Genomic DNA, 12,821 nt, shown 5'->3' with positions numbered 1-12,821 from the left:
ACAACTACCTTTCAAACCGTAACTCCGAAACCCTCCGCATCATTGACCAGATAAGGCGTTCCCTCAAATAACATTGCAACCCATTGCAGCATATTGCACCTTTCGCTGCAATGGATTGTTATTCCTTTCCCTTTCATTCTTATATTCTTTTGTTCCACAACTTTAACACTCACAGTTATGGAACAATCAATCATCATCCCCGTTTCCCTCGACGACTTAAAACAAATCGTTACCGAGGCCGTCTCCGAAGCCGTCACCGGTTCCCTCGACCGTTTCATCCCTGACGAAAAACGCTACCTCACCCGCAAAGAGGTTGCCGCAAAATTCCACGTCTCCCTTTCCACTGTCCACGCATAGATCAACTCCGGTAAAATCCAGGCCGTAAAGATCGGCCGCCGCACCCTTTTCGACCTCTCCGCAGTCGAAAATGCTACCTCACCCAAATACAAACGCCTTCAACACTCCTGAGTCATGAATACCTACCGTTACAAACTCCAGCCCTACGATGGCATGGCCTCCCGCTTCACCTGTCCGGCTTGCGGAGCCGCCCACTGTTTTGTCCGCTACATCGACACCCTCACCGGTCACTTCCTCAACGAAAAGGTAGGCCGTTGCGAGCGTACCGAATCCTGTGGTTACCACTACACGCCACGCCAGTACTTCGATGACCTCTGCCGTCTCGGCATCACTCCGCCGCCTGTTTCCGCCGTTCCCTCGCCTGCGGAAGACAAACCCGTTACCTTTTCCACCATTCCCTCAGGACTGCTCACCGGCTCCGCGCTTGCCTCGCAGCCCGAACAAACCGCGCTCCTCCGTTTCCTCACCGGCCGGCTTCACCTCTCTGCCGATCAACTTCGTCGGCTTATCGACACCTACCGGCTCCAGTCCGCTACATATGGCCGCATCGTTTTCCCCCAGATTGATGCCTCCGGTCACTGCCGTACCGCCAAAATCATGGCCTATAACCCCGTCACCGGCCACCGCATCAAGGACCGCGCCGGCTCCTTCAACTGGCTCCACTGCATCCTCATCTCACAGGGTAAACTCCCGCGCGACTTCCGCCTCCGCCAATGCCTTTTCGGGGAGCATCTTCTCCCGGCCCATCCGCTCACCCGTAGGAATCGTCGAGAGCGAAAAAACGGCCCTCATTTGCTCCCTTACATATCCCAAGCTCCTTTGGCTTGCCACCGGTGGCAAATACAACTTCACGCCCGACCGTTTCCTCCCGCTCTCCGGACGTATCATCAACGCCATACCCGACGCCGGAGCCTATCGTTTCTGGACCCTTAAGGCCAAAACTGTCACCCGCCTCGTCCGTTGCCAGCTCCACGTCTCCGACTGCATCGAGCGTGCCGCCACCCTCGACGAACACCTGCGCGGTATCGACATCGCCGACCTCATCCTCGACCACCGTCCGCCACAATTCTTTTGATACCCCATAGCCGGAGGAGGGGAGAGCGCTACCCCTCCGGCAACCCGCGACACACAATTGGTTTATCTAATCATCCCACAACTCAAAAATCATGATCATCATCCCCTCCATATCCATAAAGCCCCACGGCATCGCCATCTACGACCAATACCTCGAAACCCGGCCCCGCCGTGAAGATGATTTTCCCAAGCCTTATCGCTGGCGCCGTCCCCGTCAAAACGATCCGGAGGGCATCGTCTCCTCCAAAGCGGCCCGCCGCATTCAGGCCGCTATCAAATGGCTCCTTTTCTTCTCCAAAACAAAACGGGCCTACAACTGCGACACCCGCCGCTGGGTCAAATTCCGCATATCCTTAATTACTGTCACCTTGAGCAGCCCCCAGCGCCATTCCGATCAGGTCATTAAATCCCGTCTCTTCAACCAGCTCCTCACCGAACTTCGTGAACAAAACGGCATGATACACTATGTCTGGAGGGCCGAAAAACAGGAAAACGGAAACATCCATTTTCACCTCCTCACAAACATCTTCATCAATGCCGCCAAACTCTGCGAAAAGTGGAACCGCATCCAGAACGAACTCGGTTACGTCGATGCCTACACCGACCGCATGAGCGCCGCAATCCACACCTTCACCGACTACTACAACCGTTACATCAATCAGGCGGATACCTCAACCCTCCGCCGTCGCTACATTGCCGGCCACGCTTCTGGCTGGCGCAACCCCAGCAGCACCGACGTCCACAGCGTCCGCAAAGTCCGCGACCTCACCCGTTACCTCTGTAAATACCTTTGCAAAAACCTACTTTCCGAATACAAAAAATACGAAGACATCCCGCCCCGTCTCCTCGTCCGGGGTAAACTCTGGGGATTGTCCCGCACCCTCAGCGCCCTCAGCGCCCTCCGCGGCGTTACCGCTGCCGTCGATCGCTTTGTTTTTGATGATCTCACCACCCTCTGCACCGAATTTTCCGGCCGGATCATCCGTCACGACTACTGTACCTTCGTCCCCGCCACCTTCCGTGACATCATCCGCCTCGGCTGCTCTGCCATTCTCCGCTGCATTTACGAACGCCTTAAAGAAATCGGTGTCAACATCTTACAACTCACTTAAAACCTGCAACCATGAAACCACCACCGCCTCAATGCCGCTTCTGCCGCCATTTCCGCCAAACCCCGGAAGTCACCTTTTGCAGCCTCCGTATGGCTCAATTGTATTACGAACACCGCCGCGCCTATGAGTGGGCAAAAGTCAAACCCCGTACCAAACCCTGTAAACATTTCCGGCTATGAAAAAACGCACTTACTACTGTGGTCGCTGCTTCCACTTCCTCATCGATCCCAACATCCTCGACCGGGAGGTTGGCCGCTGCTACGGCCAGAAACAGCGCACCGTTTCAGCAAAACAAAAAGCCTGTAAAAACTATTGTCCCAAACCTTTAAACCCCTAACGCCATGCAAAACAACCTCAACACCCTCATCCTCGTCTGCGAAGAATTTTACCCCGACCGGACCATCGGCTCCATACTCTACCGGAACCGGCTCTACGTCCGCACCCTTGAACCGCCATACTATCCGCCCGAAAACACCCTCCACAACACTGCCAATACCGCCGTCCCCTTTGCCGCCTACCGGCTCAAATTCCACGACAGTCCCCGTCACGGTCTCCAAAAACTCTACCTCTGTGATGTTCCCCACCGTTCCGGCATCCTCATCCACGCCGGCAACACCCCCGCCGACACCCTCGGCTGCATCCTCACCGGCATCGACTTCCGCAACGGCCGCCTCACCGAATCCCGCTCCGCCCTCCGTCAGCTCGAAGCCCTCGCCCGTGGCATCCAGGTCACCCACCGCGAAATCTTCCTTTACATCACCCGTTAATCCGTCGCCCTCATGATCCGCGCCCGTTCATCTCCGCTTCCAAATCCATCAACCAAAGTCTAACCCCTAATACTCCAACACCCATGTTCAAAAAACTTACTCCCAAAAACCTCCGTCGCCTCCAGCGCAAAGCCGCCCGTTTCCATGCTCGCATCCACATCCGCACCGGCCTCTACCACCTCATCCTCCCTGGATACTGCACCCTCTCATTCTGTTCCTTTACCGCTCTATGGAATTTCATATTTAGTTTAAAGAAATATTAAATATACTTTTGTATGTTTATGCTCGAAATAGTAAATCATATTCAATATGGCAAGAGTATACAGTGTTTCTTTTTTTCACTATACACGTCAGGAAAAGATATTAGAAAAAATTTTGAGAGATGGATTTAAAATATTTTACTGTGCAGAACAATTTAAGACAGGAGATCATAAGAAGGTAAAAGACATAGGTATTCCAATGGTATCGTTTTGTAATATTCCTTTATCCTTGGTAGATCAATTGGGATATGGGAAGTTTGCAATTGGTATGAGTAAAGAGTGGGGTATAGAAAACAGTTTAACTCCGGTTGTTTATTATCCTAATCATAGAGTCGATAATTTGTTGTTTGATGTTATTAAAAAACAAAGCGATGAATTTCATGGTGGAAATAGACATTCTGAAGACATAGGTATATTGGGATTTGCAAAGCCTATTCGTAAAATGCAGGATAGAAAATGGAAATATTCTTTGGATAATTTTATTGAACGGGAATGGCGCTCTGTATCTAAACCGGAAGAGGTCCCTTGGTTAACACAAGAAGAATATCAGCAAAAAAAGGTTCATGATGGAAAAACAAAGAAACCTGCAACGGATAAAGTATTGAAATTCATACCTAAAAATGTGGATTTTATAATTGTAAAATCAGACCATGCCCGAAATAATATGATAAACTTCCTAATGTCAACGGAAAAAATTGGTGGTAATATGGTTTGTGATGATGATAGAAATAAGTTAATATCCAGAATCTTAACCATGAATGATATTAAAAACAATTTTTAATTTTGAAAACTTACTGAAAATAAGAAACGTTTGCTTCGTCAGATAAAAAAGAATTGTAAAATAGCCTTGCAAAACATTATCTTTGTTATTATCAAAATAATAATCAACACCATGAAACTACCCGACCTTTCCTCCGCCATCTCCCAGACCCATATCGCATTGCAATCCAATGCCATCAAAGCCATCAACCGCAACCTCACCCTCCGCAATTGGCTCATCGGATTCTACATCGTCGAATTTGAGCAAAAAGGGGAGGACCGGGCCCAATACGGCACTAATCTTCTCAAAACACTCGAAAAACAAGTAAACACCCGCGGGCTTACCGAAACCCTTTTCAAATTATCCCGTCAATTCTATATCACCTATCCGCAAATAAAGGATATTATTACAGATCAACTAAACGCCATTTCTGCGACACTCTCGCAGGATTCTGTCATTTCATCAATTCGTGCGACACTGTCACACAAATTACAACCCCTTTCTCCGATTTGTCCGACACTGTCGGACGAATTACAAAGTGCTGGTAACCAAACGCTCACCTTCCCGCCGGAAAAGTTAATCGCTCACCTTTCTTTCTCCCATATAGCGGAACTTCTTCCCATCGCCGATCCCCTCAAGCGCCTCTTTTATGAAACCGAAGCCATCAAATGCAACTGGAGCGTCCGCGAACTTCGCCGCCAGATCGCCACCCAGCTATACGAGCGTTGCGGCATGAGCCTCAACCCCTCAAAACTCATTGCCGCACTTCAAAACAACAACCCTCAGCCTGCCGACATCATAAAACACCCCTTTACTTTTGAGTTTCTCGGACTCAAAGCGAAAGACACCGTCGAGGAAACCGATCTTGAACAGGCACTCATCGACCACTTACAGGAATTCCTCCTCGAACTCGGCTATGGCTTCTGTTTTGAGGCTCGCCAGAAACGCATCATCATCGACGACCGCTACTACTTTGCCGACCTCGTCTTCTACCATCGCATCCTCCATTGCCACGTCATCATAGAACTCAAAAACGACGAATTCCGCCACGAACACCTCGGCCAGCTCAACACCTACGTCTCCTACTACCGCGACACCCAGATGGCCCCCGGCGACAACCCGCCCATCGGCATCCTCCTTTGCACAGGCGCCGGCCCCAAAATGGTCGAATACGCGACCGCCAGCCTCGACACCCAGCTCTTTGTCTCCAAATACCTCATCGAACTGCCCCAGCCCCAACAACTCGCCGAATTCATACAGCGTGAAATAAAAACGCTCAAAAAATAAACGGTTCATAAAGGGCTCACAATTGGCTCATAAAATCGTACATCAACGACATGATGTATGTATATATATAATTGATTATAAATATATTACCAATAAATCCTTCTTCTTTCAATGGGCTCACAAAGGGTTCATAAAGGGTTCACACAACGAAGGCGGCCCTTTCGGACATCCTCCCGTTTGATAATATTTGTTCCAACATCATCCGTTTATCATCCCACTTCGCTTCGCACTCTCCGGATCAGCAACAACCCCTCCATCACCGTCACGCTCACATGCGAATCCTCCACAATTCCGGCTTCCCTCATCCATTTCCCTTTCAACCGTAAAAAAGGAACCTCCTTTCTTCCTTCCTCAAGCAAACTTTGCACCTTCAGGTGATGCACCTCCGGCGTCTCCGTTCTGATCTCCACAGCCACCTCGGCCACTGCCGGGCTGATTACCTTCCTCAATACATTTCTCCTTTCCGGCATTTCTGCCCTGTTTTCCCTTATATCAATCTTTGCCATAACTTTCCGCATTTACAAGTGAATAACTAAACCATCGCATTTTTAGCCTTTATCCTCATAATTTCCTCCAGCTCGCTGTTTATCTGCTCATAATAATACAGCTTTTCCGAAATCAACCGGCTGAACAATTCTATTTTTGCCGCCATTACCGTCCATTTTCTGATAGCCCAGCCAACCTGCTCTTTCTCCTTCTGGCTGCTGGACCCGTTATGAATGATGTAATAATGGCAAGCCCTTTGAATCTCTGCCAGTCCATCCGTCCACGAACAGGCCAGCGTCCGGAACAACGTTTCCATCATTCCCGCATCAACCTGCATAAAATCCAGCACATTCTTGTAATGTGAATAATTCTTTTTGCTCGTCAAAGCATGTTTCCCGGCCATTTTCAACAGCCTTTCCAACCGCCTCTGACTTTTCGTCAGACGTTGCGGCCCATTGTTTTTCTCCGGTGTTAAAGCAACGGTACTTATAATTTTTGATATTTGGAGTGAGGGCGGAAATAAAAAGACGGTTCCGCCTTTCCCGTTGCTTAACACCCAGAAGGCTGGGGGCACATTAATGCTCCCCACGGGGGTACGGAACCGTGTATCAAATCAGCAGGCATAAAAAAAGCCCGCCGAATAATAAGGCAGGATTCCCCACCTTCTGGGATTGTTAAGCATTCCAAATATACAACTTTATTTTATCTTACCAAACACTTAAAGACAAAAATTAATATCTTTGAATATTGTGTTACGAAGTGAATCCTATAATAGGACCATTTCCTAAAAATATTTCAATTATGAAAATTTCAAACTTGAAACAATTAGTATTCTTTTGGGTAGAGCATTATAGAAACTTAAGCGAAGCTGGCATAAACTTTGGCTCTGAGTATGTTTTTAAAGTTACTCGTGATCGTAACAGGTTGCACTTGGAAAAAACAGACAATGATAAATATATTACAGATTTTTTTTCTGCTGAAACCGGAGGGAGAGTAAATAATGTTTCTGCAATAATTGGAGAAAATGGATGTGGAAAATCAAATTTGCTTGCGGCCCTGCGAATAGCTCTTTCCAATAATTGGAGCCATCGGCTATATGATACCGGAAATAGTGGTTACATAATAGTATTCAAAACAGATAAAGGATTAGGATATATAGCAAATATGGATATTACCTCTTCGGAAGAATCATTGATACCAATTGACCGAAGTAACCTGACTACTATATTCTATTCTCCGGTTATTGATTTTTCAAATTATTCACCTGGTTATCCCAATTTGAAATATGATGTATCCTCTAACGTATTATTAAGCGAGGATTATATTGATATTCAGGGATTTCGTCATGAAGTCAAAGATTCTGTGCTCTTCCATAAACATCAGGATACACGGAGACAGATTCGTTTTATAAATAATATTTCCGAAGATCAACGGGAAGCTATTAATAACTTAATCCGTCTGCCTGAAAAAGTAACAATAACGACATATTTGGCCAAAACGGCAAATGAACGAAATATTCCTTCTCGATTAAATACTTGTTTTAAAATATTACTTGATAAATTCAGAAATGCTAATATTGATGATGTAAACAATCCAAAGTGTAAAGATCCTTATCAAAGACTTATCTTAGAACAACTTATAACAAACTTCCGTCTTTGTTTTGATAATGAAAAGCCTCAATGGAATTATTCATTGGAGGGTATAAAAGAATTGATACAACCTGAGGATATCGATGCTGAAACAGGATTCAAAATCTTATTAGATGCTTTGGGAAAAGATGAAAAATTTGAATTAAATACTTTTCCGATTTTAAACTTTTGGGAAGTATTGAAATCTTCTTTAAATGATTCAGAGAAAATAGATCACGAGGGTGTCATAAATGCATCCTTTAAACTTTCTCGGTCTAAAGGTCAAAAACTTTTGGATGTTTATCTCATCTATTTGGCAGAATTGAATAAATATTGGGCTAATAATCTAAAGGAAAATTCTGACTATGACTTTGGTTTTATGGATATTGATTGGCATGAATTGAGTAGTGGGGAAAAATCATATTTAAATTTGTTTTCAAGATTCTACATGGTCAGGGAACGGATAAGTAAAAGAAAAGAACGTTTCCCTGATAATATTCTCTTTCTTATTGATGAAGGTGAAACTGGTTTCCATTTACAATGGCAAAAGAATTATATTAACAACTTAATTCAAATAATCTCTGAAATTTTTACTTTAAGGAAAGGGTATACTAATGAAAGGAATTTAAACCTACAGGTTATTTTTGCTTCCCATTCGCCGGTTAGTTTATCTGATATTCCTAATTACAATATTGTTTATCTATGTAAAGGTAAAGTCTTGGAAAATCAGGAACGGCCTTCCCGCTCTTTCGCTGCTAATATTCATAACCTGATGACACATTCTTTTTTCTTGAAAGATGGTTTGATAGGACAGTTTGCGATCAATAAAATTAATCATCTTATTGATAATTTAAATTCTTTGGAAGAAACAGACTATTTGAATTCCAAAAAATTGATAGAAGTGATAGATGAGCCAATATTAAAGCAAAAGTTACAATCCATGTATATAAAGAAATTCGGAAAAAGTGAAGAAGCTGCAATAATTCAACAAAAAATAGCAGAATTACAAAAACAGCTAAACGAATTAAATATGAATTCTGATGATAAATATTAATACCCCTAAAACACAATTAGCTTTGGAGGAACATTGGCAAGGTTTAGTGCCAATATTGACAAAGCGTATTAAAGGTACAGATCTGACAATTAGTGAATGTGAATCAATCATTAAATGTAAACCGGAAGAAATGCTTGAGACGTTCAACAAATGGGAAAATCAAGGTAAAATACAGCTCAAACCGGAAAAAAATAAAGATCGAAAAATCGTATTAGTCCAATACATTGGAAAGAAAAAGATTCGCAGTATTTTTAATTATTCGGAATTTAATAAAAAAGAAAATGAAGAAAAAGGGAGGTATGGGGCCTATCAATTAGCAAAAAATTTAGATATTCATGTCTGTCCATATTGCAATAGAATGTATACAGTCACAGTTATATCACGAAAAACTGAATTTGTAACCCGCCCTGAATTTGACCATTTTCTTCCTCAAAGCATCTATCCCTTATTTGCACTTTCTTTTTATAATTTGATTCCAAGTTGTAAAATATGCAATTCAACAGTGAAGGGAACCAGAGAATTGGATTTGCACAATTACATACATCCTTATATTGATAATGATATAACTAAATTTAGTTTCGATTACACACTTCAGAGAGTCAATCAGGTTAAAGAAATATTGATTAACGTACAGGAAAAGTCTAAAATCTCTAACACACTCGAATTTTTTAAGATTAAGGAAATATACAATGAACACAAAGACATTGTTGAAAATCTTATACAATTTAGGGATGTTTTCTCCGAAGATTATTTGAAAAGTCTGAATAATGCTTTTCCTTTGTCTATCACCAAAGAAGTATTATATCTTCTTATCTTTGGCACTTATTATGAAGAGACTGAGTTTTATAAACGCCCTTTTTCAAAGCTAAAAAAAGATATCGTGAAAAAACTTAATTTGTAAATCAGATTTTAATAGGAAAGGGTATTTGTGAGATTAAATGTAATCGTTAAGACTTGTTCCGAAATATTGTCTTATAACTTAGATCGAAACTTGGCATTTACTTTTATAGTATTGACGTTAATATGTATTATTTATGTTCTTTGATAAAGAAAAGGTTAATAAACTATTCAAAATAAGCACTATTATTCGTCAGTTTATATTTTTGGGATTCATTTTTGGTAATCGCAGGTCCGTCCCGCTTTCTTTTAACATAATCGAAATTATAGGTTCGTTCGCTCCGCTCACACTTAAAAGTCCTATAATTTGAGATTATGTTTCCAGAAAGCTCCACCCCAACCCACGCCAAACCCGCAAATCCCTGATACCGCACTCTGCCATCCCAGCCATACCCATCCGTCACACCGTCCTATACGCGGCCCTGATACCCCGTGAATCTCCACGCCACACTCCCCTTCGCTTCTGCTAACGTCCTGCAATGCCGGGATAAAAACTTATTCTCTTTTCTCTACCTCTTTACGCCGGCATACCCCACGTTCCCGCTAAGCCATTCGGCTGGTGCGCCCATGTCTCCGGAGGACGGCGCACCGAAGCCCATCACACCCCACCGCACCGCCTTTTCCACCTTCCTGCAATTGCGCCAACAGCCGCCTCCGTTCTTTTTCCATCGTCCTCTCACGGCGCTAAAAGTATAATAAGAAAACGGATTACTTCCCTCCGGCATACCACCGGCATCGCTCACCCAAAACCGATCCTACGCATTATCCTTTCACTCATGTTAAAGCCATACGCACAGATTATAAGGTACTGCAAATAAATCTATATTGTGAATACCCATTTAATAACCCTATAAAATCCACACCCATGAAAGCAAAGACAAACGAATTATTTGAAGACTTCACCGGCTCAACCGGCAACATCACCGCCGCCCATTCCGCCGGTCATTTGGTCGTACGTAACAAAGTTACCCCGACCTACACCGATACAGACTACCAGTGCGTCGTCCGTCAGAACTTCACCCGCTTTGCAAAGAACTGGCAGGACTTAACCGATGAGCAACGCGCTCTCTGTGCCGAAAAGGCAAAAGTCGTTTCCGCTTCCAGTTCCTACTATGGCATATCCGGTAAAATCAGCGGCTTCAACCTTTACGTCCGTTGTAACATGAATCTGGAACTAATCGGAATCACCACCCCGGTAACCACCCCGGTGGATAACATGACCGGTTTGCTTCCGGACTTCAAAGCCGTAAATCTTTCAGGTTCAGAATTGAAAATCGCCTTGGAGGGAAACATCGAAGAAAACGACGTGCTGGTAGTTTGGATCACTCCGTTGTCTGTCGGTCAAAGCACCAACATTAACGGACTCCGGCAGGTGGGAACGGTTGCCGGTGGAGCCTCCGAGGCTGTCATCACCGAAAAGTACACCGCCCAATTCGGAACTCCTTCCGTCGGTGACAAAGTACAGGTACAAATCTATGCCATCAACACCCTGAGCGGTTACGCATCCGCTCGTCAGACCACCGTCACAAACATAGCCGAAGAATCGGCCGGCTCATAACCTGCGGAAATAGCTCCGCACAAAAAGAAAGGAGGCAACTATGGCAACCAATTGGAGATCGACATTATGGGACATCATTCTCACGATCCTGACGTTGGGAATTTCCCACATCCAGAAGCGTAAAAAAAAATTGGAGGAAGAGGAGGGCAAAAAATCCACAAAACAGCCCTCCGAAAACTGATCATTTACCTTTATTGTGTGTATAAGCGGCTCTAACCAGCCGCTTATTTTATTATTCCGTTGCGCATTCGTTGTGCAAATTTACAAAATAAGCCTCAAAAATAAAACCCAAAACACTGAATATTAGTATTTTGGGTTTTTGATCTTGTGATTCCGTGGGGACTCGAACCCCAATCAAAGGAACCGGAATCCTTCATTCTATCCATTGAACTACGGAACCGTGAGCCGGATGGTCTGTTTGACTTTCCGGGGACAAATCTAATCATTTTTTTTAGATTCGGAAAGGATGTTGAGAATAAAAAAGGGGACGAATGTCCCCTTTACCTCTATTCGTCATAGAGATATTATAGCTTTTTACGAGTGGCATAACTCACGCGCAAAGAATTGACTTTACGTAATTCCTGTTTTACGTCTGTTACGATACCCATTTTAGTATCTGCTTGGATCTTCAAGTTATTGGTAATCCTGTTTTTATCTTCTTCTTTCCGGGTTTCCTGTTCCGCGTAAACAAATTCAGCTATATCTCCGACCGTGGCCAGCTTATCATTTAGCTGAATGCGAGGTTCACTTCCGTAAGCACCGATAAACTGTGCTTTGGGTTTCCCGATATAGATATTACTGATCAAGGATTTCTTCTCCAACTTGGTAATCTCCCTGGCTTCTGGCATCGCATTTTCAATCATAAGAGTTACTTCCCGCATCGTCGTACTTACCATGAAGAAAAATAACAACATGAATACGATATCCGGAAGAGATGCTGTTGAGATAGCAGGGGTCTCTTTGTTTCCTCCTTTGTTAAACTTAGCCATTATTTCTTCCCTCCTTTCTTTGCGATGTTTCTCGGTTCAGCTTCGGATATGGCTGTCGGGACGATCTGCCTTACAGCCTCCTGTTGTTCTTCTGATAATTCGGTATATTTTTTTCCCCATTGCTTCATGGCCATTACGTCTCTTACTTCATTATACGCGGCAGCAAGTTCGTCTTGCACGGCAATATACATTTTGTAAGAAGTACCTCGGTCACTTTGCAAAGAAATAATACCTTTTGAGACATCCACCTTACCGAAGAAAGGAACATCCTTGCTCACTTTTTCCGGTAGATTGTCTTTGTTTTGGGGGTTCAGAATGAATTCTTTCGCCTTTTCTTTTAATTCGGATATATCAATTATCTTTGACTCTACGGATAAGAGGTCATCTCTATTTACCAATATCTCCAGAATATTTCTTTTGGCGTATTTCGGAGGAGCTTGATTCTCCGGCGCCATGGGCGGTAACCGTCTGAACAATCCCGAGTCAACATCCATTGTCGTTGATACCAAGAAGAAAATCAACAACAAGAAGGCAATATCTGCCGTTGACGTGGCATTAATTTCCGGTGTTTTTCTTGCCATATTCTTTTTAT

General features: G+C 44.0%; 19 protein-coding genes, 1 tRNA gene and 2 pseudogenes. 13 read left to right on the top strand and 9 right to left on the bottom strand.

Annotated features, from left to right (window positions below):
* Positions 1 to 11: 11 nt before the first annotated feature.
* The gene (locus tag NVS78_RS02075) at positions 12 to 137 is read right to left on the bottom strand and encodes a hypothetical protein (protein ID WP_286357701.1); all 126 of its coding nucleotides are present in this window, start codon (positions 135 to 137) and stop codon (positions 12 to 14) included.
* Between the two features lie 40 nt (positions 138 to 177).
* Between NVS78_RS02075 and NVS78_RS02070 the strand changes: the two genes are divergently transcribed.
* Positions 178 to 357 carry a hypothetical protein gene (locus tag NVS78_RS02070; protein ID WP_286357700.1) on the top strand — a complete coding sequence of 60 codons (180 nt, stop codon included), beginning with the start codon at positions 178 to 180 and terminating at the stop codon, positions 355 to 357.
* Between the two features lie 114 nt (positions 358 to 471).
* A pseudogene (locus tag NVS78_RS14170) lies at positions 472 to 609 on the top strand (PG0870-related protein); the annotation flags it as partial.
* A gap of 32 nt (positions 610 to 641) precedes the next feature.
* Here NVS78_RS14170 and NVS78_RS02065 read toward each other — a convergent pair.
* Complete coding sequence (locus NVS78_RS02065) at positions 642 to 770, bottom strand: hypothetical protein (RefSeq protein WP_286357699.1); 129 nt, start codon at positions 768 to 770, stop codon at positions 642 to 644.
* Here NVS78_RS02065 and NVS78_RS14165 point away from each other — a divergent pair.
* From NVS78_RS14165 to NVS78_RS02030, 7 genes and pseudogenes are all read left to right on the top strand, one after another.
* Positions 751 to 1,432 (top strand): annotated as a pseudogene (locus NVS78_RS14165) (DUF6371 domain-containing protein). The gene NVS78_RS02065 and the pseudogene NVS78_RS14165 sit on opposite strands and share 20 nt — an antisense overlap.
* Before the next feature lie 91 nt (positions 1,433 to 1,523).
* Complete coding sequence (locus tag NVS78_RS02055; protein WP_286357697.1) at positions 1,524 to 2,543, top strand: rolling circle replication-associated protein; 1,020 nt, start codon at positions 1,524 to 1,526, stop codon at positions 2,541 to 2,543.
* 11 nt (positions 2,544 to 2,554) lie between these two features.
* On the top strand, positions 2,555 to 2,722 hold the full coding sequence (locus NVS78_RS02050) for a hypothetical protein (RefSeq protein ID WP_286357696.1): 168 nt from the start codon (positions 2,555 to 2,557) through the stop codon (positions 2,720 to 2,722).
* Positions 2,719 to 2,880, top strand: a complete 162-nt coding sequence (locus NVS78_RS02045) for a hypothetical protein (RefSeq protein WP_286357695.1) — start codon at positions 2,719 to 2,721, stop codon at positions 2,878 to 2,880. The genes NVS78_RS02050 and NVS78_RS02045 overlap by 4 nt, the downstream gene beginning before the upstream one ends.
* A gap of 4 nt (positions 2,881 to 2,884) precedes the next feature.
* Positions 2,885 to 3,310, top strand: a complete 426-nt coding sequence (locus NVS78_RS02040) for a DUF5675 family protein (protein ID WP_286357694.1) — start codon at positions 2,885 to 2,887, stop codon at positions 3,308 to 3,310.
* Between the two features lie 309 nt (positions 3,311 to 3,619).
* On the top strand, positions 3,620 to 4,351 hold the full coding sequence (locus tag NVS78_RS02035; RefSeq protein ID WP_286357693.1) for an abortive infection system antitoxin AbiGi family protein: 732 nt from the start codon (positions 3,620 to 3,622) through the stop codon (positions 4,349 to 4,351).
* A 111-nt stretch (positions 4,352 to 4,462) separates the two neighbouring features.
* Positions 4,463 to 5,617, top strand: coding sequence for a PDDEXK nuclease domain-containing protein (locus tag NVS78_RS02030; RefSeq protein ID WP_286357692.1), 1,155 nt, complete (start codon positions 4,463 to 4,465; stop codon positions 5,615 to 5,617).
* A 209-nt stretch (positions 5,618 to 5,826) separates the two neighbouring features.
* Here the strand turns inward: NVS78_RS02030 and NVS78_RS02025 are convergent, their stop codons facing one another.
* Together NVS78_RS02025 and NVS78_RS02020 are read right to left on the bottom strand one after the other, a co-directional pair.
* Positions 5,827 to 6,123, bottom strand: a complete 297-nt coding sequence (locus tag NVS78_RS02025; RefSeq protein ID WP_286357691.1) for a SymE family type I addiction module toxin — start codon at positions 6,121 to 6,123, stop codon at positions 5,827 to 5,829.
* Between the two features lie 26 nt (positions 6,124 to 6,149).
* Positions 6,150 to 6,506 carry a hypothetical protein gene (locus tag NVS78_RS02020; protein WP_286357690.1) on the bottom strand — a complete coding sequence of 119 codons (357 nt, stop codon included), beginning with the start codon at positions 6,504 to 6,506 and terminating at the stop codon, positions 6,150 to 6,152.
* Between the two features lie 398 nt (positions 6,507 to 6,904).
* On the opposite strand from NVS78_RS02020, the gene NVS78_RS02015 reads away from it, so the two are divergent.
* Both NVS78_RS02015 and NVS78_RS02010 read left to right on the top strand, forming a co-directional pair.
* Entirely contained in the window at positions 6,905 to 8,785 is a 1,881-nt protein-coding gene (locus tag NVS78_RS02015) for an AAA family ATPase (RefSeq protein ID WP_286357689.1), read from the top strand.
* On the top strand, positions 8,772 to 9,686 hold the full coding sequence (locus NVS78_RS02010) for a hypothetical protein (RefSeq protein ID WP_286357688.1): 915 nt from the start codon (positions 8,772 to 8,774) through the stop codon (positions 9,684 to 9,686). The genes NVS78_RS02015 and NVS78_RS02010 overlap by 14 nt, the downstream gene beginning before the upstream one ends.
* A 296-nt stretch (positions 9,687 to 9,982) precedes the next feature.
* Here NVS78_RS02010 and NVS78_RS02005 read toward each other — a convergent pair whose 3' ends face one another.
* Entirely contained in the window at positions 9,983 to 10,162 is a 180-nt protein-coding gene (locus tag NVS78_RS02005; protein WP_286357687.1) for a hypothetical protein, read from the bottom strand.
* Between the two features lie 29 nt (positions 10,163 to 10,191).
* Positions 10,192 to 10,425 carry a hypothetical protein gene (locus NVS78_RS02000; RefSeq protein ID WP_286357686.1) on the bottom strand — a complete coding sequence of 78 codons (234 nt, stop codon included), beginning with the start codon at positions 10,423 to 10,425 and terminating at the stop codon, positions 10,192 to 10,194.
* A 203-nt stretch (positions 10,426 to 10,628) separates the two neighbouring features.
* Between NVS78_RS02000 and NVS78_RS01995 the strand changes: the two genes are divergently transcribed.
* Positions 10,629 to 11,240, top strand: a complete 612-nt coding sequence (locus NVS78_RS01995) for a hypothetical protein (RefSeq protein ID WP_286357685.1) — start codon at positions 10,629 to 10,631, stop codon at positions 11,238 to 11,240.
* A gap of 40 nt (positions 11,241 to 11,280) precedes the next feature.
* Positions 11,281 to 11,421, top strand: coding sequence for a hypothetical protein (locus tag NVS78_RS01990; RefSeq protein WP_286357684.1), 141 nt, complete (start codon positions 11,281 to 11,283; stop codon positions 11,419 to 11,421).
* A gap of 147 nt (positions 11,422 to 11,568) precedes the next feature.
* On the opposite strand, the gene NVS78_RS01985 is transcribed toward NVS78_RS01990, so the two are convergent.
* The 3 genes from NVS78_RS01985 to NVS78_RS01975 form a co-directional block, all read right to left on the bottom strand.
* Positions 11,569 to 11,640, bottom strand: a tRNA-Arg gene (locus NVS78_RS01985).
* 124 nt (positions 11,641 to 11,764) lie between these two features.
* On the bottom strand, positions 11,765 to 12,229 hold the full coding sequence (locus NVS78_RS01980) for an ExbD/TolR family protein (protein ID WP_286357683.1): 465 nt from the start codon (positions 12,227 to 12,229) through the stop codon (positions 11,765 to 11,767).
* Complete coding sequence (locus NVS78_RS01975; protein ID WP_286357682.1) at positions 12,229 to 12,810, bottom strand: ExbD/TolR family protein; 582 nt, start codon at positions 12,808 to 12,810, stop codon at positions 12,229 to 12,231. Before NVS78_RS01975 ends, NVS78_RS01980 begins: the two co-directional genes overlap by 1 nt.
* Between the last annotated feature and the right edge of the window lie 11 nt (positions 12,811 to 12,821).

The organism is Gabonibacter chumensis (genome assembly GCF_024741215.1).
GTDB classification, from domain to species: Bacteria; Bacteroidota; Bacteroidia; order Bacteroidales; family Marinifilaceae; genus Gabonibacter; species Gabonibacter massiliensis.
Note: the sequence above shows the minus strand (reverse complement) of the source record. Positions and strands in the feature narration are given on the sequence as shown.

Bases quoted from the DNA above. Each gene is read 5' to 3' on its own strand.
- NVS78_RS02075 (WP_286357701.1), bottom strand. From the start codon at position 137: ATGAAAGGGAAAGGAATAACAATCCATTGCAGCGAAAGGTGCAATATG.
- NVS78_RS02070 (WP_286357700.1), top strand. From the start codon at position 178: ATGGAACAATCAATCATCATCCCCGTTTCCCTCGACGACTTAAAACAA.
- NVS78_RS02055 (WP_286357697.1), top strand. From the start codon at position 1,524: ATGATCATCATCCCCTCCATATCCATAAAGCCCCACGGCATCGCCATC.
- NVS78_RS02050 (WP_286357696.1), top strand. From the start codon at position 2,555: ATGAAACCACCACCGCCTCAATGCCGCTTCTGCCGCCATTTCCGCCAA.
- NVS78_RS02045 (WP_286357695.1), top strand. From the start codon at position 2,719: ATGAAAAAACGCACTTACTACTGTGGTCGCTGCTTCCACTTCCTCATC.
- NVS78_RS02040 (WP_286357694.1), top strand. From the start codon at position 2,885: ATGCAAAACAACCTCAACACCCTCATCCTCGTCTGCGAAGAATTTTAC.
- NVS78_RS02035 (WP_286357693.1), top strand. From the start codon at position 3,620: ATGGCAAGAGTATACAGTGTTTCTTTTTTTCACTATACACGTCAGGAA.
- NVS78_RS02030 (WP_286357692.1), top strand. From the start codon at position 4,463: ATGAAACTACCCGACCTTTCCTCCGCCATCTCCCAGACCCATATCGCA.
- NVS78_RS02025 (WP_286357691.1), bottom strand. From the start codon at position 6,123: ATGGCAAAGATTGATATAAGGGAAAACAGGGCAGAAATGCCGGAAAGG.
- NVS78_RS02020 (WP_286357690.1), bottom strand. From the start codon at position 6,506: ATGGCCGGGAAACATGCTTTGACGAGCAAAAAGAATTATTCACATTAC.
- NVS78_RS02015 (WP_286357689.1), top strand. From the start codon at position 6,905: ATGAAAATTTCAAACTTGAAACAATTAGTATTCTTTTGGGTAGAGCAT.
- NVS78_RS02010 (WP_286357688.1), top strand. From the start codon at position 8,772: ATGATAAATATTAATACCCCTAAAACACAATTAGCTTTGGAGGAACAT.
- NVS78_RS01990 (WP_286357684.1), top strand. From the start codon at position 11,281: ATGGCAACCAATTGGAGATCGACATTATGGGACATCATTCTCACGATC.
- NVS78_RS01980 (WP_286357683.1), bottom strand. From the start codon at position 12,229: ATGGCTAAGTTTAACAAAGGAGGAAACAAAGAGACCCCTGCTATCTCA.
- NVS78_RS01975 (WP_286357682.1), bottom strand. From the start codon at position 12,810: ATGGCAAGAAAAACACCGGAAATTAATGCCACGTCAACGGCAGATATT.